Below are 17,866 nucleotides of genomic sequence, written 5' to 3' on the forward strand. Positions count from 1 at the left end.
CTTTTTACTTCTTCTGTGAGTTAGCAAGAGAGTTGAGTGTTTCTCCATGTTCTCTATAGTTTGTCTTTTCTTTTGTAATAGATAAGTGCTCAAAATATAGTTTAAGAGAGTAAAATCCCGGAGAATACAAAGGGGAAACTTGCAAGAAATCGGACCCGAACCTTCAGGCCTCTCTTAAAAGCTTGCACATCTTATTGTAAATTTTGTTTTTAAACGACTCTGGGTTTATTCGCCCGGCATCGATGGCAGTGCTTTTATCAATTCGGAATAAAGGGAATCTAACTAAATAGAAAAAGCCCCATTCTGTTTAAGAAAGGGGCTTTCAAATGGAAAAGGGCAATCAAGGAATGACCTTTAAATCTTTACCTACTTTTTCAAAGGCTTGGATAGCCTTATCCAAATCTTCGCGCGAGTGATTGGCGCACATTTGCGTGCGAATGCGGGCTTTGCCTTGGGGAACGACAGGGTAAGAGAATCCGATGACATAAACGCCTTCATCAAGCATGCGAGCGGCGAACTCTTGAGCAAGCTTGGCATCTCCTAGCATAACCGGGATAATGGGATGGTTGCCGGGGACAAGGTTAAAACCCAATTGTGTCATGCGGTCGCGGAAATAGCGGCTATTTTCTTGCAAGCGCTGGCGGCGATCATCGGAGCCCTCGATCAATTCCAACACTTTAAGTGAAGCGGCCGCAATGCTTGGCGCTAATGTATTAGAAAATAGATAAGGGCGCGAGCGCTGTCTTAACCAGTCAATAATGGGTTTACGCCCTGAGGTATATCCTCCTAAAGCGCCGCCAAGAGCTTTTCCAAGCGTTCCCGTAATAATATCGACTCTTCCCAGGACTTCGCAATATTCAGGCGTTCCCCGTCCTTTATCTCCTAAGAAGCCCACGGCATGGCAATCGTCAACCATCACTAAGGCATTATATTGATCGGCTAAATCGCAAATGGCTTTTAGGTTAGCTATCGTGCCGTCCATCGAAAAGACGCCATCTGTTGCGATCAAACGGAAGCGGGCATCTTTGGCCTCTTGCAGCTGTGCCTCCAAACTTTTCATGTCGTTGTGATCGTAGCGCAAACGCTTGGCTTTGCATAGGCGAATGCCGTCAATAATGCTGGCATGGTTGAGCGCATCGCTGATCACGGCGTCTTCCGGACCTAGAATGGTCTCAAAAAGACCTCCATTGGCATCAAAGCAAGAGCAATACAGAATGGTCTCTTCCGTCCCTAAAAAACGGGATAAACTCTTTTCCAATTGTTTATGGACCGTTTGTGTTCCACAAATAAAGCGAACGGAGGAGAGCCCGAATCCATAATGTTCATAACTTTTAATAGCTGAGTGGATGATATCGGGATGATTGGCTAAGCCAAGATAATTATTCGAGCAAAAGTTTAAGACTTTTTTGCCGCCGGCTATTGTAATGGACGCATCTTGCGGAGAGGTAATCTCTCGTTCTTGCTTATAGAGCCCTTGCTTTTTTAGATCAGCCAACTGATCTTCCATAAATTGTAAAAATGTATTGTCCATAAATTAAGAGGGGTTAGGAAGTTGTTGCGGATGGTTAACTTAGGCTATTAGAACGCTTGGAATGAGTTTTTATCAACCAATTTTTGTGATCGGCCCCCAATGAAAGAGAGCGAGTCCTATTTCATTTATCAACCAATACGCTTTAGACTGTTCTCTAAATCTTCAATGAGATCGGACGCCTCTTCCAACCCAATGGAAAAACGGACCAGCCCATCGCGAAGGCCTAATTGGTCGCGCTCTTGTTTGGGGATAATTGCATGGGTCATGGTAACAGGATGGCTGACAAGCGATTCAATGCCACCTAAGCTCTCAGCTAAGGTAAAATAGCGAAAGGAAGCAATCATTTTAAGGGTATCGTCTAAGGAAAGGTGAAACTCGGCCGATAGCATGCCATTAAAGGCGCGCATTTGCTTTTTTGCCAAGGCGTGATTGGGATGAGAAGGAAGGCCTGGATAATTGACTTGTTTCACCTTGGGGTGCTGCTTTAAAAATTGAGCGATGGCTAAGGCATTTCTCTGATGCTGCTCCATGCGGACCTTCAGTGTTTTAACGCCTCGCGTGATCAACCAGCAATCAAAAGGGCTTGGATTGACGCCTAAGGTCTTTCTGGCAAAGTCCATTCTCTTCTTAAAGTTTTCGTCTTGGCACATGACGACCCCTCCCAGCACGTCCGAATGTCCGCCGATATACTTTGTGGTACTGTGCCAAACGATGTCAGCTCCCCAGTTGAAGGGATTCTGGCAATAAGGGGAGGCAAATGTGTTATCGACAACGGATAAGGCGCCATGCCGCTTGGCCAGCTTGGCCAATTCTGCAATATCGAAAATATTCATTAAAGGATTGGTAGGCGTCTCAAAAAGCAGCCATTTGGGCTTGTGGACGGCTAGCGCCTGATCGATCTCTTCAAAAGAGGTGGAAAATAGGGTAATAAACTCAATTCCAAATTGATCGAGGATCTGGTTAAAAAGCCTGTAAGTCCCGCCATAGATGCCATCGATGGCGAGGACTTTATCTCCCTTTGATAAAGTAGAAGCAAGGGCCATTAGAGCCCCAATGCCGGAAGAAAAGACTGTTGCATAGGCTGCGTCTTCAAGGGACGCTAGCGTCTTTTCTAAAATGACAAAATTGGGATTATTGGCCCGCGTATATTCAAATCCTCTGCTGTGCCCTGGAGCGTCTAGAGCGAATGTAGATGTCATATAAATGGGAGGCATGACAGATCCTGTAAGCGGATCAGGCTCCCATCCGATATGAATCGCTCGAGTTGCAAACTCCATAAATGGCCTTTAGCTGACAGATTTGATCGCCTTTAGAATCTTCTCATTGCTGATCTCATCACGGCCTTCTAGCTTGATCACTTTATTTTTCTTCGGATTAGTGATAATCACTGTAGGCGTCGAATTTAAATTGTATTTATCGATAATGCTCTCAAAATATTCCATCCCAGTTTTAACGTCCAAGAAGGTCAATTCTTTAAACGGAATTTGATATTTTTCTGCCATTGCCATGACATCTTCATCCGTTGGAGCCTCGGTCTGCTGCGTCAATTGAGCTAAGCCATAGCGGGCTTCAAGATAGTCGGATTTGTTATTAATCAGAAAAGCCAAATTATAAGGGGTAAAATTGAGGCTTTTTTTATGAATGGGATAATCGATAAAATATAAAGTTGCTTTAGATTCAATGGATGGGAGAATCTTTTCCACTTCAGGCTCCACCTTCTTACAAGCGGGGCAAAACCAATCCGTCACAAAATAGACCTCTACGGGGCTGTTTTTCGAGCCAAACGCTAAGCGGCTCTTGATATCATTGATAGCGGCTTCCGCTGTATTAGCCTTTGCGACGCCAAAGAAGGCCATGATGGCACCCAAAAAAATAAAAGAAACAGACATCAACCCTTGTTTAATTTGATTCATAACGCTACCTCGCTTGCTTTGTTGAAAAGCTGTGTAAAGAGTTTTCATGTACCTAATAAAAAAAACGCTTCCGGCTATGCCAACCGAAAGAGCTATGCTTAAGCAAACTGGGCACCAATGGCCAATTTGATACTTTTGCACAGCGATAAACACCCCTTCGGCTCCTAAGGCAGAAGCAATCAGCCAGCCTGTTAATTGTGTGAGAAAAACCGAATGCCTGGAAAAAAAATGCAGGACGAGCAAAGTGGAAAAAAATGTCATTCCTATATAAGAAAAGGGGAAACTGAATAAACGATAGTCCTGATTAGCCGAACAATGCTCTACGCAAATCTCCAGCCAAGATAAAATAGATAAAATAAAACCTGCCAGCAATGCTATGTTGATAATCCAAAAACCCCATTGAAATTTCGATGTGGTTTCCATTCTAGAGTAAGAAGATGATGGGTTCATTAGCGCCTTTCAGAAGTTGATTGATTAACTTTAGGTACATACACAAGGGAACTTGCGTCATTGACTTGTGTTTGAAGCTTTTTGCCTTTGGACTGCGTCAAAGCTTCGGAGATGAAAAAATGATAAACAGGCTAATTAAAAATGAACCTGTTCTTACTTTTTCATTGCGAGGCTTTGACGCAGTCCAAAGGTAAAAAACTCCAAACCCAAGTTGTTAGTAATTCTTTAAATTTAGGATGTATCTGTCAAGAAATTTTTTGTTGAGTTGAAATGGGTTAAATTTAATTTGTTATTAATTGACAATTAATTACAACTAAAATAAAATTCTTTATTTTATGAATTAAATTAACTGTTTTTTTTTGTGAGAAAAATGGGTATTGGCTCAATACAAACAAACGGCGCTTCCGACCAAAATCAAACATCTCAACCGATAGAGGAGCTTCCTCCTCCTCATCCTGTCGTTGAGGGAATTTTAAATTTGACGGTCGGCGGTGTTATTGGCTACGGGCTTTATTGGATGGAGCGGGTTTTTTCTTGGATTGGCCTCGCCGGTTCTCCTCCCCCCTCTTCTTTTCCTTATATTTTTGCAGGCGTGGTTGGAGCCGCTATTGTTGAGACGGCAAAGCTTGTTCATTTTATAGCGCTCAAAGCGATGGGAGAGCGGGCTGTTTATGAGAATATGCCTGTTGGCCAACAAGTTTATCTCAGCGATAAGTTAAGACATCGTAGCTGGAGCGTCGTAAGAACAGTTGAAAATATTAACAAACGGGTAGATGCAGTATTCTCATGGGCTTTGGGCATTCGGACGACCCGGCAAATTGAGGCTCAGCACATTCGAGACATAGATCTTTACTTCTTAGAAATTGCGCGAAGGGAGTTTTGGAATCAAATCGGGGATATGATGAAATTTTCTGTGCCTCAGCAGCTAGGATTTATGCTGGCAGGGTCCTTGGGGTATACGGTTCCCGGAACGCAAATATTCTTAGTGCTGCAAGGGCTTGGTTTCTTAAATGGATTCTTGTCTAAAATCCAAAAAGTGTATGAAAAAATTGATGAAGAATATGCCGCATTAGAGAGAAGAGCCCAAGAAGCCGCCGGGCCTCCTTTGATCGAGCAGGTCAATAATCAAGAACAGCCTGCGCAACAGCCGCAACAAGTTTCTGTAGCTGAAGAACTGCAGACTGTTAGATTGCCGGATAGGATGAATAGACAGATTCGATTTCTTAATCCAGAGCAGTTCTTTGATGCCTTTATGCAGCGCCGTCCTGTGCATGCAGGGTAGGCTAATGTTATGTGGACGGCTCTTTTAAATTCACCCTTAGTCCGTTTTCTCCCCGCTCCGGATCATGTTTATTCCTCTGCCCAATCAATAGGAATGGCCGCAGCAGCAGGGGCTTTATATGGATTGGGTGTCCGCGTCCTTTATTCCCAAAATAATTGGGCGCCTTTAAGCTATGCTGCCTGTTTTGTGCTCGCTTATCAAATTAAACAAAGCTGCATGTGGCTAGGGAAAAGAGGATTGGATTATATAGCTGAAGCTGAACAACTTCAGCATTCATCGGTGCTTTCTTCAAAGGATAGGTTGCGCGTCTATGCTTGGAAAGTCATTCAATCTTATCAGGGTCTTGTCAGGCGCATTGACGAGGCTGTTTCGCGTTTATTGGGAATCCGCCCTTCTTATAGCGTGACGCAAGATAATGTCAAAGAAGCCTCTTTTCTGGAGATGTGCCGCTTTCGCATTTGGTCTGTTTTTAGGGATACGATTTTGAATCAAATAAGCTTCTCTATTGCCTATCGATTTTCCAATCGAGTGGGATTGCACTTGTCTAATCGTGGAGCCGTGCCTTTATTTCTCATTATCCAAGGCATTGTTCAGAATATTTTATTTATTCCGCTTCTTTATAAATATGCGCATTTCTGCAATCGCTTGGCAGGGCATTTGGATAAAGATGCTGTTTCTACAGTTCCTCAGCGAGCTAAATTAATTGGCTCTTTTCTGCCTCCGCTTTAATTGCGATAAAACTCGCTTTTCCTAAATTTTATTGCTATAAGCAAAAATAATTTGCGCTTATTTCTTAATGAAGATTTTAAATTTAATTTAGATACTGTCTTCTCAATTTTCTAACGGCGGCAATTAATTCCGGAATCGATAAAGGACGGGCTTGTCCTTTATGGTGGAATAAAAGGGTTTGCTCTTCTTGCTGTAATTCCCAGTCTAGATCTTCAAGAGAAAAGCTAATGTCTTCAAGATCCTGAAGGGAACGGTTTAATTCTGACAAATGCGTTTTTAATGCATAGTGCAAGCGAATAATCGTTGCTTTCATTTTCTCAGTGATAAAAAAAGAGCTTTTAAACAGGGCTTCATTGCGGCATCCTTCCATGATTAAATGTAATTTACTGATCAAGGAAAGCGTATAAGACACATTCTTTTTCAGGGTTTTCTGCATGCTGACGACTTGGCGATAGGTCCCTTCTTCTTGTTGAATGCGGCTTTTCAAATCATAGCGAACATGGACCATGTGTTTGAGGCAGTGATGGAGATTCTTGATGGCTTGGAGAGAGGTGTGGGAGACTTTACTTGATCTGAGCGAGATTTTTTTCTTTTTTATGTGCTTTTCAGGCTTAAAGATTAAAGCCTGGGTGTAAGCTGGAAGGGAAACTAAGGAAGAAGTCGCTTTGGGCATAAGAGGTCCTTCTCAGTGGATTATTTAGCCTGTAGCAAGGTTTTTGTATCGCCTAAGTTTTTAATTTTAACGGTTACAGGGGCAAAAGCTGGCCATTAATGAGTTCGTATTGGGTTGAACACAGCCGCGCTAATTCCTTGTCATGTGTAACAAGCACGAGGGCTTTCTTGTCTTCGACAAATCCCAGCAGCATTTCATGAATGAGGTTAGCGGTTTGCCGGTCCAGGTTGCCTGAGGGCTCATCGGCAAAAATAATTTGAGGGTCGTTGCATAACGCACGAGCAAGCGCTACGCGCTGTTTTTCTCCTCCGGAGAGCAATTTGGTGTGAAAGTGGGCGCGTTCGGCCAAACCGACTTTGGCTAAGAGCTCTAGTCCTCTTTGTTCGGCCAGGCTGCCTTTGGCCACGCTTTTACGGGCAATGCGGGCGGGCATTAAAACATTCTCAAGCGCGGTATAGTCTTCTAAGAGATGAAAAGATTGAAAAACGAATCCGATCCAAGCATTGCGGATGAAGGCGCGATTGGAAGAAGAGACCTGCCGGTTATTAATGCTAAGAGAGCCTTGACAAGGGAGCTCTAAGGTGCCAAGAATCTGCAATAATGTGCTTTTTCCTTCACCGGAGCGTCCGACAATGGCAACGGATTCTCCAGCCCTGACGCGTAAATAAATGCCCTGCAAAATGTTGACAGGAAGAGGATGGTAAAAGGCCTTATGAATGTTGCAGGCTTCTAATAAGATCTTTTGTTCATCGGACGCATTCATTCTCATCCTCCTGTCGATCTCAAAATGTGCGAAGGGCGCAGCAAACAGGCCTTCACAGCAGGAACAATGCCTGCCAAAAGAGAGATGGCGCAGGTCGCTGCTAGAACAAATAACAATGCCTCATAGCTCAATTCATGCGGAAGCACATCGCCATAGAAGGAGGCGTTAAACATATCATATCCTTGCAGACGGCTCAGCAAACTAATTAAAGTGCCCAAATGTTGTAGGGTGAAAATGGCCGCTCCGATGCCCAAAACGCTTCCGATAATGCCAATGGCTGCGCCAGCTAGACCGAAAATAAGGGCAATGCTTTTCGAAGAAGCTCCCATCGAGCGTAAAATGCCAATTTCGACTTTCTTGTCATTCACCAAAATGACGAGCATGGAAATAATGTTAGAACAGGCGACGACAATAATAACAATCGCAATAAGCAAGAAAATGTTCTTTTGGCTTTGAAGCTCGCGGATAATTTCTTTGGTAAATTCGTATTCCCGATACGTTTCCACATTCCAATAACGGCTAATGCCTTTGTCTTTAAAAGCCTTTAAGAGCTGTTCTTTAACCGCATCGGCTTGTTCTAAACGGTCAAAGCGGACATTGATTCCATTGGTCAAAGACGATTTGTCGTCCGGCTGATGCGAGGCGCGTATTAAGGAAGTGACCCTGGGATTGGCTAAAATAAATTTTCCGCCGATAGGGATAATGCCGGGATCATAGAAGCCGGCTACATAGACAGGAATCAGCTGTTCCTGCAACAAACTGGCCGTTGCAGCGAAATAGCTGAGAAAGCCGCGGTCTCCAATCAGAACGCCCGCATCTTTAAAACTTTTAGGCAAAACAATGCCTTCTCCCACATCCGGATCGCGAGGGAGGATATAGCCGCTTGCCTCGCGGTGCAGCCAGGGGATAAAGGCCTCGGTCGAAAGGGCATTTGAAAAAGTCGTTGTAGCCATTTCCACGCCGCGATAGGGGATGAGGCCTGTCAAAAGGGTATTTTGGATGGATGCTTCTATGTCAAATTTGACATCTTCCAGTCGGCGGGCCTGCTCTAGGGAAGCGGGAATTAAGCGGGCGGAAAAAGAGGTGCCTGCCGCCAGCGTCAAAGGGATCTGCGGGGCGACTGGTTTGGGATCCTGACCGGGCAAGCGAAGCGCCATTTGGTCTTTATTCCATTCAACCTCTCCTTGGATGGAAGATAATCCTTGTTCTTCTAAAGACTTTTGCACCTCTCCAATCGCTTGAATTGCGCCTGGGACGACAAGGCGGACGGGCGTTTGGTCTTTGCAGATTGCGCAGACAACCCATTTTCCTTCTTCAGGTAATAATGAGCGAGGGATCGTCCAGCCAAAAGAGCGCGCTTGCAAGCGAGTGACAATAATGTGGGTAAAAAAAGCTTTGAGCTTCTTTTGAAAGAGCGGAGGAGGTAGAAAGAGCTTATCATTAGTTTCTTCCTTGCCATCAGTCGCCAACGGTAGAAGCTGAAGAAGATTGTTTAAATCCTTGCTATCGATGGGTAGCAGCGTCCGTTCTAAATGCGGATTATCGGTTTCCAAGTTCCCTAGATAAGTCGGATAGGACAAAGACGATTGCGTTGTTCCCCCAAAGAGGTTGTGCGCATGCAAAACAGGCATTTCGCGCATCAATCGCAAGCGGATATGGCTAGCTGTCAATTCAAAGTCTTGGGCAGTTAGCCCCGGAATAGTTGTGATCTCGCCAAGAGAGGAATAGACCAATTGAACAAGGTTTTTTAAAGAGCCGTCTGCCTGTCGGTCGGGTGCAGGCCAATAAGCGGGAATCTCTTCGTCATATTCCGGATTATACGGATCGGCTATTGAAGCGTCTTTTTTTTCTCGAATCGTCTTATGACTATAGCCGGATGCTTCACTGATGCTGTCGACTTGATAATAATAAGAGTGGTAATAAGCTTCTGTTGGCGTAATGCGGACAGGCGCTGTCAACGCGGTTAGTTTTTGGATCCAACTTTTTTCTAATCCATCTGTAACCGAGAAGAAAACAACAATCAACCAAACAACAAGAGCAATGACTAAAACAGAAATGAGGCTAATGATGGAAACAGAGAGCTGCCGCCGGCGGGGAATAAGATATTTGCAGGCGACAGAAAGCTCAAACATAGCCCCACGCAGAATAATTAAGAGAAATTACTTTGTTTCTTTAAATTCAACTCTTTCGCGTATAACAGGATCGTACTTAACTAGTGTTAAACGCTCTGGGGTCTTTGTTTTGTTTTTTGTTGTATAATAATGAAAGTGGCTTTTAGAACTTTTCATTTTAATTTTTTCACGTTTGCTAGCCATTTATAAGCTCCATCAAGAGGGGTTTTCTTAAAAGGCACTATAATAATCCAACAAATGATTTAATTTCAATGATTATTAGAGGTTTTCTTAAAACAAGGCGAAAGCTCGCTTTATTGGCAAATTAAACAAATGGAATGCGGACCAAAGGCTCAAGCGAAAGAGGATCGCCAGCGCCTTGCTTGGCATAGCGATGATATCCTAAACCGGCAATCATGGCCGCATTATCTAAACTGAGTCCGACGGAAGGCCAAATATAAGTTTGATGCGGATTGGCTTGATTAAATAATTCTCTTAAGCGTTGATTATTAGTTACGCCTCCTCCAAAAAGAATCGTTCGAACCTGGTGCCGGTCTGCAGCCGCCAAGGTCTTTTTGACTACGTCTTCTAAAGCGGCTTGTTGAAAAGCGGCTGCCAGATTGCATGCCTCTTGCATAGATAAATTCTCTAGCGGCTGTTGTCCTTTTGGGCCTTTTAAGGTATAAAGCACTGCTGTTTTTAGACCGCTGAAAGAAAAGTCGAAAGGCCTTCCTTTTACTTGTCCGGCTTTGAAAGTATAGACGCCTGTTTTGCCCGCTCGCGCAAGCCGCTCAATCTGGGGACCGCCCGGATAAGGGAGGCCGAGCATTTTCGCAACTTTATCAAAGGCCTCTCCAATAGCATCGTCAACGGTCTGTCCGATCAACTGATAGACGCCTATCTCTTTCATAAGCACCAAAGCCGTGTGCCCTCCCGATAAAACAACTCCCAAACAAGGGAAGCTGACAGGTTCTCCATGCGACATTAAAGCTGCATAAAGGTGCGCTTCGATGTGATTGATGCCAATAAAGGGCTTTTGATGAGCAAAAGCCAAGGCTTTGGCGGTATTTAAACCTATCAAAAGAGCGCCTATTAAGCCTGGTCCATGGGCAACTGCAATTAAATCGATCTCGGCCATACTCACTTGAGCTTGCTGCAGCGCTTGTTGAAGGACAGGCATAATAAGATCGATATGGCGCCGGCAAGCAAGCTCAGGAACCACCCCTCCATATTCTTTATGCAGATCAATTTGAGAGGCGACAATGTTAGATAAAATGTGCGTTCCCTCGCGCACCACGGCGCATGCCGTTTCATCGCAAGTGCTTTCAATTCCTAATACAAGCATATTAAAATCAATCGGTTAGTTTAATAAACATAATAATTTTACAGATAAGGGAGTTTAGAGACAATCTTTGAATTCATAATGGCCAAGATTTACGCTATTTCCCCTTATCCGGCCTTCCGAGAGAATAAAATAATCTCAAATATAGGACGTTAGCAATTCGATAAAGGTCTCTTCACATCCTTGAAGAATAAATTTTCAAAAATACTCGGATGATAAGTGAGTGAGGACTTGCCTTTTGAAGGCTTTCTTTTGATGTTTCTTTTCTACAAAAGCAATAGATCGCTGTGCCCAGGTCGATTAAGAATATAAAGCGGAGATTGCGGGCTTTCTTTTGCATTAAAAGCAATAATCGGGCGATGCTCCGGGCTTCCGCTGTTTCGTTGAATGCGAATCCAATGAATGGATTGATTAAATAGTTGGCTTAACGCATAGGCATCTGTCAAATTGCCAAATAAAGCTGGATTAAAAGGCTGATCCGTCTCAACTTTGTCTCTAAGATAAGCCTCTTCATTCCCGTGTCCCTCGCTTTCTATGAGCAAGGTATTGGAGCAGCTATTGGGCAGTTTATCTCGATTGGTGAAGACGTACAAGGCCGCTGCCGTTTTTAAGAAGCTGATGAAGGCGCGATTGAACGCTTCATCTTGGCAGCAGGCCAGGATTTCTTCTTGTACATTAATGGCGGTGCAGCGAGCAAGCAGCTGGTCTATCCTTTCAAAAAATTGCGGGAGGCGAGCTTGAAGCTGAGAGCGGACTTGCGCAGTTAACGCATTGTCTTGCGATTGAGCTTCCAGCTCTAGCCAAGATCGAATGCCTTGCAATTGCTGACAAAAAGCCTGTAGGCTAGCTAATGGAGACGGTTGTAGAGCTGTTTGCTGTAATAATAAACCGATGCCTAAAGCACGAGAGGTGCAGTCTCCATCTCCTCGGATTCCTAAAAATAGCGCCTGCTTAAGGGCCGGTCTATCATTTAGAAGCTCCTCTAGGTTTTTCCTAATAGGCGACTGGGCGAATTTGTATTCGGCAGGAATCCATTCTTTAAAGGGCTTATTGCGTCTGATCTCTTGATCCGTTTTTGCTTCTTCATCGAAAGGAGAAAGGGCCCACTTATCCGCTAATAGGCGTGAAATATGATTTATCGGATTGGGCGGCTGAGAAGGAAAAGCCAAATGAAGAGGGACTTGCTGTTGAACGCGAGCAGGGGAAGATACGCATCGTCGCATTTTATTTATTGTATAAACAAGTGCACACGCAGCATGAACAATACCTGCCGTTAAAATACCAATTGCTATCGATGAAATCCAATACACTTGTCTTAGCCGAGGGCTTGGGGCTTGGTAAGGAAAAAGAATGTAATAATTAAAAAATGTAAGTTCGGTTTGAATTGTCATTTTTATTGATTGATAATTATTTTATTTTGGATGATAATTTATTTTAAAAATAATTTGATAAAATTTCCGCTTTTAAATTTTTTTAAATTTACTTGTTGGGTGGAATTTTTATATTAAGAATGTGTAAAGTTTTTATTAATTAAATGGTGGTTGAATATTTATCATCAATTAGCTAAGCTAAATTTTTTAGCTATAGCTTTAATAAAAAGCTAATTTTTTTATCAAATTTAAAGGAAAATTATCATGAATACTGCAGTTGGATTCTCTTTAACCAATGTAGTGGGGTCATTCAATCGATCTATTCAGGAAAGGACAGCAGAAGTTAAATCGTGGGTTCAGTCCAAGTCTTATTCTTATCTAAATGGGCAGGCTAAAATAGATGGGACGATTTTTGCGAAAATAGATGAAAAGGTTAAAAATCTTCTTTTGCAGCCGGGTACCGATATTCAAGAAGGGTCTGCTGCTTATGCGCATCGATTTAAAGGACTTCAGAAAAGGGCATATAAGTTGGTGGAAAGAAATCTGAAGGTTGCTGCTCAGCGAGACGCATATGTCGATCCTTTCAAGGGAATTGATAATTCTCTGCTTTCTAGAACAATAAACAAGAAAATAGCCGCTTATCAGGCTGAGCAGAACGCGTTTGATTGTTTAACTCTGCACTCTAAGGATATAGAGAATCTTGATGCGACTGTAAAGCAAAGGTCTGAAAACATTGAATCCTTGATAGGTGTTTTAGAAGGGTTCTCTAATCCAGCATTAGAAGAATTATTGGAATCCTCTGTCTTTGATTTAAGGGAAAGTTTAGCTCAATTGGAGGCCCTTCAACAAAAGCTGCAGATGGGGAAAAAAGAAAAGGCTCCTTTGCTAAAAGCTTATGCAGCCGATGTTCGCAAACAGGCGAGTGAAGCTTTAGAGCAAGCTCAAAAAACTATTGAAAATTTACAAGAGAAATTGAAAAAGGAAAGTTTGGATACATTTTCTTCAACTGTAAGAAAAGCTCATGAAATTTATGTAACGGCCATGCAACGCATTGAAGTGTCTAAAACGCTTCAAGATGAAATGACTAATATTTTTAATCCGAATTATGCCGTACCGGGCGATGAAGAATTTAATGAAAAAAGAGCGGCTTTTGAAAAGAATAAAGAAGCCTTAAAAAAAGATTTGGCGTGCTTGGAGCAAAGTCAAAAAACTGTTGAAGCTGCTTTTAAAAAATATGACGCCCTTCTTCCTAAAGAAGTAGATCATTCGCGGAAAGAGGCAATTGACGAGATTAATAATTTCATTACCAAGATTCCATCAACAAAGGTTGAATGGGCTGCAAAAGCGATCAAGGCTGTTGTTGTATACCATCAATTTGGCCGGGCCTATGAGGAAATCATAGAGTCAGAGCAAGCCTTTAGGGACTCAATCGAGCAAAATAACCCGGATCTAGTGATGCTCAAGGAATTGCAAGGCAAGGTGGATTTGTATTTAAAATATATAGATAATCCTCAATCTAACGAAAAAGTGGAAATGCAATATATTAATAAGCATCAAAAAGAGATTAACTATGTCAGGGAACTCGGAAAATTCTTAAAAGAATTTGCCAAGACTAATCCAACCTCTCAGGCAGAAAAAGCAAAAGAAGAGAACAAAGGGCATGCGCGCGTCTCTTCCGATGTGATCAAGCAAGCGCTTTCCGCTTCCGTGTCGCCTAGGTTCCATCGCACGGCTGCATCTATAGATGGAATGGCTGTCTCTGTCAAGAAAGAGAAAAATCATCGTCGTGTACAAACAATTGGCGAAGAGGCAAAAGTTGAATTGGCTTTGTATGCCGATAGGATTGAGGTTGTTTAATCAATTGATTGATTAACAGCGCTTATTTATTTGTTAAATCCCTACTTGGATGATCCAAGTAGGGATTTTTTTTTGAAAGGGAAGGGATGTTTCTTTCAAACTTGGATTTTAAACCTCAGACTTCAAGCCTAAAGATTGAACGAGCTTTTCACTAGCTTCTTTATCCAGAATCCAAAGAGCTTTGTGTGCAGATGTGCCGACTCTTTGCACGGGATAATTATCTGGATCGTAGGGGCCCATTAACACGTCTGCGACCATTGCCGCTTTTCTCTTTCCCAAGGCATAAATGCAAATGACTTTGGCGTCGTGGATGCATTCATAGGTCAAAGACATCCGCCAGGTATGCTTTTGCGGAACGTAATTTGCGATTGCCAAGCGATCTTTTGTGTGAAGGCCATGCGTGCGTGGAAATAAAGAAGCGGTATGCCCATCTTCACCCATTCCGAGCATAACAAGATCAAAGCTGCATGAAGGGATCCACTGACGGATTAAAGATTCATAGTTGGCTGCATTTTCCTCTATATCCATCTCTGCCTGCATGCGGAAAATGTGTTCTTTTGGAATAGGGAGGGTGGCTAGCCCGGCTTGCATAGCTGTAAGGTAATTACTTTCCGGATGGTCGGGAGGGACGCTGCGCTCGTCGCTCCAAAAGCAAAGCACTTTTTTCCAATCTAGTTTTTGGCGGTAAGCGGGCTGGCTGAGTTCTTTAAAAATAGCATGTGGAGTCTGGCCGCCCGATAAGGCGACGGCAAAAAAACCATGACTTGCAATGGCTTGTTGTCCAATCTCGATAAATTGCTGAGCGCAAAAAGAGATTGTTTGTTGGGCATCGCCCGGAATGATAATATCCCGGCGTTCATCAAAAGATTGAATAAACTGTCGCCATTGAAAGTCTTCCATGCTATCTCCATTTGACTAAGCTGATCAAATTAAGGATTGAGGCATATTGCTCGCTCACTTTTTGATAAAAAATCTCTTGCATGAAGCTTCTTCCCGAGCGCAAAGTCGGCAGGACAAGCGTGAAAGGCAGTTCGCATTGGTATTGGTTAGAGGAATGCACGACGACTTGGTTGTTGTCTTGGCGCTTCAAATTGCAAACATAATTTTCTTGGTCGGAAGCTTCAAACTCGATAATTTCTTCAGGCAATAAATTGTGGCGGGTCTCCGACAAAAGGCGGATCTGCAAAGGGCCATGCTGGCTGTGATAATGCAGCAGATAGCCCTCCTCTTGCTTTTCAGCCTTGACAAATTCCCATTTTAAACGAGAGGCAAGCCAAGCCTGCAAATAAATGGCTTGCGTTTCTAAATGAAAATAGCCGGGGCTGGGGCGGTCATTATAGACGATCTTAATAAGGCTGGCTGTCGCTAGTTGCTCCAATCGTTCTTTCGTATCAAAGGTTTCTGCCACGACTTCTCGCCACCCTCCGATGCGCGCCCAATTCATATCAATAATCTGGTTTGAATTGGAAGAAAGAAGGCTTTGCATCATTTTGCTAAAATGCTCTAAGTCTTTTGTGCATTTAGAATCAAAAATCAGGCGGGTTGCAAACTTTTGAAGATGGGGAAGGATAATTCTTTCCGTGATTGGATCTTGACCCCAAAGCAAGTAGATGGGCAAATCAGGGATCAAATAGGGCAACACAAGAAAAGGAACACGCGCAAGGTCGCTGCCGCCCGCTTCAATAAAAATTTGATCGCTTGTGATCTCGTGCTTTTTTTTCTCAATACCGGTTGAAACATGAACGTGCAAATAAGGAGAATCTGTCATCTGATTGCCTTGAATAAAAATGAGGCGGCAGGGGAACTGCTGCATAATCAGGTTGACAATGCCTTTGAAATAATCGATCCGATGCGAATCTTGAGTATAGACAATTAATGTAAATAGGCAGGCTTTGGATGCGCCAGGCTGTGCATCGCTTAAGCGGTTTAATTCAGCTTGGATGTTTGCTGATGACATTTTTTCTTTTGTTTCCATATCGGCTCGCTAAATAAAATTTAAATACCTAGGCATGGATTAAATGAGCCTCCAGTGGCGTCCCTGGCGCTGCAGTAGGCTTTCGGCTTCTTCAGGCCCCCAAGTACCGGATGCATAATTGGGAAATTCTTTAGGTGGCGTGGCTTCCCAATGTTCTAAAATGGGCGTTAAGAGCTTCCATGAGGTGATGACTTCATCGTCTCGGGCAAAAAGCGTATTGTCTCCCGCCATGCAGTCACAAATAAGCCTTTCATAAGCCTCGGGAGGTGCCGAGCCAAAATAAGACCCATAGCGGAAATCCATTTTGACAGGCTGGACCGTATCAAGAGCCGGCACTTTGCAATTGAATTTAAGAGAAACCCCTTCATCCGGTTGAATGCGAATCACTAAGACGTTTGGATCAATTTGGGAGGCAGCTCCTTCGAACAAATAGCCGGGCGCCCGTTTAAAGGTTATGGCAATTTCTGTTGCCCGTTTCGGCAGCCTTTTGCCTGCCCGCAGGTAAAAAGGAACATCGACCCATCTCCAATTGTCGATCGAGAGTTGCATGGCCACAAATGTTTCTATATTAGATTCCGGATTAACGTTTTCCTCTTGGCGATATCCTTTGACAGGCTCGCCATTAATAAAGCCAGGGCCATATTGCCCGCGAATCACAACCTCATCAATGGAATGAAGGGGAATGGGACGGATGGATTCGAGCACTTTGACTTTTTCATCGCGGATGGCATTGGCGCCTAAATTAGTTGGAGGTTCCATAGCGACCAACGTTAAGAGCTGCATCATATGGTTTTGAACAATATCCCTCAGCATGCCGGCTTCTTCCCAAAAGCGCCCTCGGGTTCCAATGCCAATTTCTTCGCCGACGGTAATTTGAATGTTATCAATATGGCGGTTGTTCCAAACGGATTCAAAAATGGGATTGCTAAAGCGCAAGACGAGAAGGTTTTGAACAGTTTCTTTTCCCAAGTAATGATCAATGCGATAAATTTGGCTTTCGTCTAAATGCTTGATTAAATCTTGCTGAAGCTGCTTGGCTGACTCAAAATCGCGCCCAAAGGGCTTCTCAATGATGATCCGACTCCATTTGTCTTTGACAGAATCAACCGGATAAATTAAATGATGCTGGCTAAGTTTTTCCACTATAGTGGGAAAATAGCTTGGTTGAACCGAAAGATAAAAAACCCGATTGCCTTTAGTTCCCATTTGAGAATCAAGCTGATGAAGGAACGCATTTAGTCGTTCATATCCCTCATCTTCATGGAATTCGGATTGATGATAGTAGAGCTGCTCTTTGAATGTTTTCCAAAGTTGTTGGTCGACAGGCTTGGAGCGCGAAAAATTATTGACCGCCTCCAGCATTTCATTGCGGAAGTCCTCATTTGATTTGGGGCGCCTTGCAAAGCCTACACAGGCAAAGTGGGCAGGGAGCAAGCCCTCGCGCGCTAAATTATAAAGCGCCGGTACCAATTTTCGCGCAGTTAAATCTCCCGTGGCGCCAAAAATGACTAAGATACAGGATTCTGCTATTTTAGTGGATCGATTGACATCCATTAAAGGATTGATAAAAGAAGGTGTGGTTGTCATAACTTACTCAATAAACTTTTAAAATTTAGCATAGCGAATCAGCATTTCCGAATCTATGTGAAATTTAATCCGATTGATTAACCATTTTAATCCAATAGCGGTTGCGTGGATCTTCTTTAACTTGACTGCTTATCTCATACAGCAGATCAACGAATTAAGCTAAAATTTAAGTCAAACTAAAATGTTGCTTGCATTAAAAAAAAGATATATGCGATGCTAACTAGATAGGGTTTTGTTTTCATCCCATTTTGTCTGACCATCGTCAGTTCAAGCTTCCTTAGCA

15 protein-coding genes are annotated in these 17,866 nt (G+C 43.2%); 3 read left to right on the forward strand and 12 right to left on the reverse strand.

The window, feature by feature from the left end:
- Positions 1 to 340: 340 nt before the first annotated feature.
- From BN3769_RS07570 to BN3769_RS07580, 3 genes are all read right to left on the reverse strand, one after another.
- The gene (locus BN3769_RS07570) at positions 341 to 1,531 is read right to left on the reverse strand and encodes a glycine C-acetyltransferase (RefSeq protein WP_068469197.1); all 1,191 of its coding nucleotides are present in this window, start codon (positions 1,529 to 1,531) and stop codon (positions 341 to 343) included.
- Between the two features lie 128 nt (positions 1,532 to 1,659).
- On the reverse strand, positions 1,660 to 2,808 hold the full coding sequence (locus tag BN3769_RS07575) for a trans-sulfuration enzyme family protein (protein ID WP_068469199.1): 1,149 nt from the start codon (positions 2,806 to 2,808) through the stop codon (positions 1,660 to 1,662).
- Positions 2,809 to 2,817: 9 nt separating this feature from the next.
- Positions 2,818 to 3,894 (reverse strand): thioredoxin domain-containing protein, encoded by a 1,077-nt coding sequence (locus BN3769_RS07580; RefSeq protein ID WP_079989469.1) that lies wholly within the window; start codon positions 3,892 to 3,894, stop codon positions 2,818 to 2,820.
- A gap of 370 nt (positions 3,895 to 4,264) precedes the next feature.
- On the opposite strand from BN3769_RS07580, the gene BN3769_RS07585 reads away from it, so the two are divergent.
- Complete coding sequence (locus BN3769_RS07585) at positions 4,265 to 5,176, forward strand: hypothetical protein (RefSeq protein ID WP_068469203.1); 912 nt, start codon at positions 4,265 to 4,267, stop codon at positions 5,174 to 5,176.
- A gap of 9 nt (positions 5,177 to 5,185) precedes the next feature.
- Positions 5,186 to 5,905 (forward strand): hypothetical protein, encoded by a 720-nt coding sequence (locus BN3769_RS07590; RefSeq protein WP_068469205.1) that lies wholly within the window; start codon positions 5,186 to 5,188, stop codon positions 5,903 to 5,905.
- Between the two features lie 82 nt (positions 5,906 to 5,987).
- Here BN3769_RS07590 and BN3769_RS07595 read toward each other — a convergent pair whose 3' ends face one another.
- The 6 genes from BN3769_RS07595 to BN3769_RS07620 all read right to left on the reverse strand — a co-directional run bounded on the left by BN3769_RS07595 (position 5,988) and on the right by BN3769_RS07620 (position 12,185).
- Positions 5,988 to 6,578 (reverse strand): hypothetical protein, encoded by a 591-nt coding sequence (locus BN3769_RS07595; protein ID WP_068469207.1) that lies wholly within the window; start codon positions 6,576 to 6,578, stop codon positions 5,988 to 5,990.
- A gap of 73 nt (positions 6,579 to 6,651) precedes the next feature.
- A complete protein-coding gene (locus tag BN3769_RS07600; RefSeq protein ID WP_068469209.1) occupies positions 6,652 to 7,341 on the reverse strand; it encodes an ABC transporter ATP-binding protein in 690 nt (229 codons plus the stop codon).
- Positions 7,342 to 7,343: 2 nt separating this feature from the next.
- A complete protein-coding gene (locus BN3769_RS07605; protein ID WP_068469212.1) occupies positions 7,344 to 9,473 on the reverse strand; it encodes an ABC transporter permease in 2,130 nt (709 codons plus the stop codon).
- Between the two features lie 27 nt (positions 9,474 to 9,500).
- The gene (rpmG, locus tag BN3769_RS07610) at positions 9,501 to 9,656 is read right to left on the reverse strand and encodes a 50S ribosomal protein L33 (RefSeq protein WP_068469213.1); all 156 of its coding nucleotides are present in this window, start codon (positions 9,654 to 9,656) and stop codon (positions 9,501 to 9,503) included.
- 121 nt (positions 9,657 to 9,777) lie between these two features.
- Positions 9,778 to 10,797 (reverse strand): tRNA (adenosine(37)-N6)-threonylcarbamoyltransferase complex transferase subunit TsaD, encoded by a 1,020-nt coding sequence (gene tsaD / locus BN3769_RS07615; protein WP_068469215.1) that lies wholly within the window; start codon positions 10,795 to 10,797, stop codon positions 9,778 to 9,780.
- Positions 10,798 to 11,060: 263 nt separating this feature from the next.
- Entirely contained in the window at positions 11,061 to 12,185 is a 1,125-nt protein-coding gene (locus BN3769_RS07620; protein WP_068469217.1) for an OTU domain-containing protein, read from the reverse strand.
- Positions 12,186 to 12,428: 243 nt separating this feature from the next.
- Between BN3769_RS07620 and BN3769_RS07625 the strand changes: the two genes are divergently transcribed.
- Positions 12,429 to 14,021, forward strand: coding sequence for a hypothetical protein (locus BN3769_RS07625; protein ID WP_068469219.1), 1,593 nt, complete (start codon positions 12,429 to 12,431; stop codon positions 14,019 to 14,021).
- 108 nt (positions 14,022 to 14,129) lie between these two features.
- Here the strand turns inward: BN3769_RS07625 and pgl are convergent, their stop codons facing one another.
- The 3 genes from pgl to zwf are packed head-to-tail and all read right to left on the reverse strand — an operon-like array spanning position 14,130 to position 17,550.
- Entirely contained in the window at positions 14,130 to 14,921 is a 792-nt protein-coding gene (gene pgl, locus BN3769_RS07630) for a 6-phosphogluconolactonase (RefSeq protein ID WP_068469221.1), read from the reverse strand.
- Position 14,922: 1 nt separating this feature from the next.
- Entirely contained in the window at positions 14,923 to 15,996 is a 1,074-nt protein-coding gene (locus BN3769_RS07635; RefSeq protein WP_068469224.1) for a glucose-6-phosphate dehydrogenase assembly protein OpcA, read from the reverse strand.
- 39 nt (positions 15,997 to 16,035) lie between these two features.
- Complete coding sequence (gene zwf / locus BN3769_RS07640; protein WP_068469630.1) at positions 16,036 to 17,550, reverse strand: glucose-6-phosphate dehydrogenase; 1,515 nt, start codon at positions 17,548 to 17,550, stop codon at positions 16,036 to 16,038.
- Positions 17,551 to 17,866: the final 316 nt, after the last annotated feature.

Source organism: Candidatus Protochlamydia phocaeensis (assembly GCF_001545115.1).
GTDB classification, from domain to species: Bacteria; Chlamydiota; Chlamydiia; order Chlamydiales; family Parachlamydiaceae; genus Protochlamydia_A; species Protochlamydia_A phocaeensis.

Bases quoted from the DNA above. Each gene is read 5' to 3' on its own strand.
- BN3769_RS07570 (WP_068469197.1), bottom strand. From the start codon at position 1,531: ATGGACAATACATTTTTACAATTTATGGAAGATCAGTTGGCTGATCTA.
- BN3769_RS07575 (WP_068469199.1), bottom strand. From the start codon at position 2,808: ATGGAGTTTGCAACTCGAGCGATTCATATCGGATGGGAGCCTGATCCG.
- BN3769_RS07580 (WP_079989469.1), bottom strand. From the start codon at position 3,894: ATGAACCCATCATCTTCTTACTCTAGAATGGAAACCACATCGAAATTT.
- BN3769_RS07585 (WP_068469203.1), top strand. From the start codon at position 4,265: ATGGGTATTGGCTCAATACAAACAAACGGCGCTTCCGACCAAAATCAA.
- BN3769_RS07590 (WP_068469205.1), top strand. From the start codon at position 5,186: ATGTGGACGGCTCTTTTAAATTCACCCTTAGTCCGTTTTCTCCCCGCT.
- BN3769_RS07595 (WP_068469207.1), bottom strand. From the start codon at position 6,578: ATGCCCAAAGCGACTTCTTCCTTAGTTTCCCTTCCAGCTTACACCCAG.
- BN3769_RS07600 (WP_068469209.1), bottom strand. From the start codon at position 7,341: ATGAATGCGTCCGATGAACAAAAGATCTTATTAGAAGCCTGCAACATT.
- BN3769_RS07605 (WP_068469212.1), bottom strand. From the start codon at position 9,473: ATGTTTGAGCTTTCTGTCGCCTGCAAATATCTTATTCCCCGCCGGCGG.
- rpmG (WP_068469213.1), bottom strand. From the start codon at position 9,656: ATGGCTAGCAAACGTGAAAAAATTAAAATGAAAAGTTCTAAAAGCCAC.
- tsaD (WP_068469215.1), bottom strand. From the start codon at position 10,797: ATGCTTGTATTAGGAATTGAAAGCACTTGCGATGAAACGGCATGCGCC.
- BN3769_RS07620 (WP_068469217.1), bottom strand. From the start codon at position 12,185: ATGACAATTCAAACCGAACTTACATTTTTTAATTATTACATTCTTTTT.
- BN3769_RS07625 (WP_068469219.1), top strand. From the start codon at position 12,429: ATGAATACTGCAGTTGGATTCTCTTTAACCAATGTAGTGGGGTCATTC.
- pgl (WP_068469221.1), bottom strand. From the start codon at position 14,921: ATGGAAGACTTTCAATGGCGACAGTTTATTCAATCTTTTGATGAACGC.
- BN3769_RS07635 (WP_068469224.1), bottom strand. From the start codon at position 15,996: ATGGAAACAAAAGAAAAAATGTCATCAGCAAACATCCAAGCTGAATTA.
- zwf (WP_068469630.1), bottom strand. From the start codon at position 17,550: ATGGATGTCAATCGATCCACTAAAATAGCAGAATCCTGTATCTTAGTC.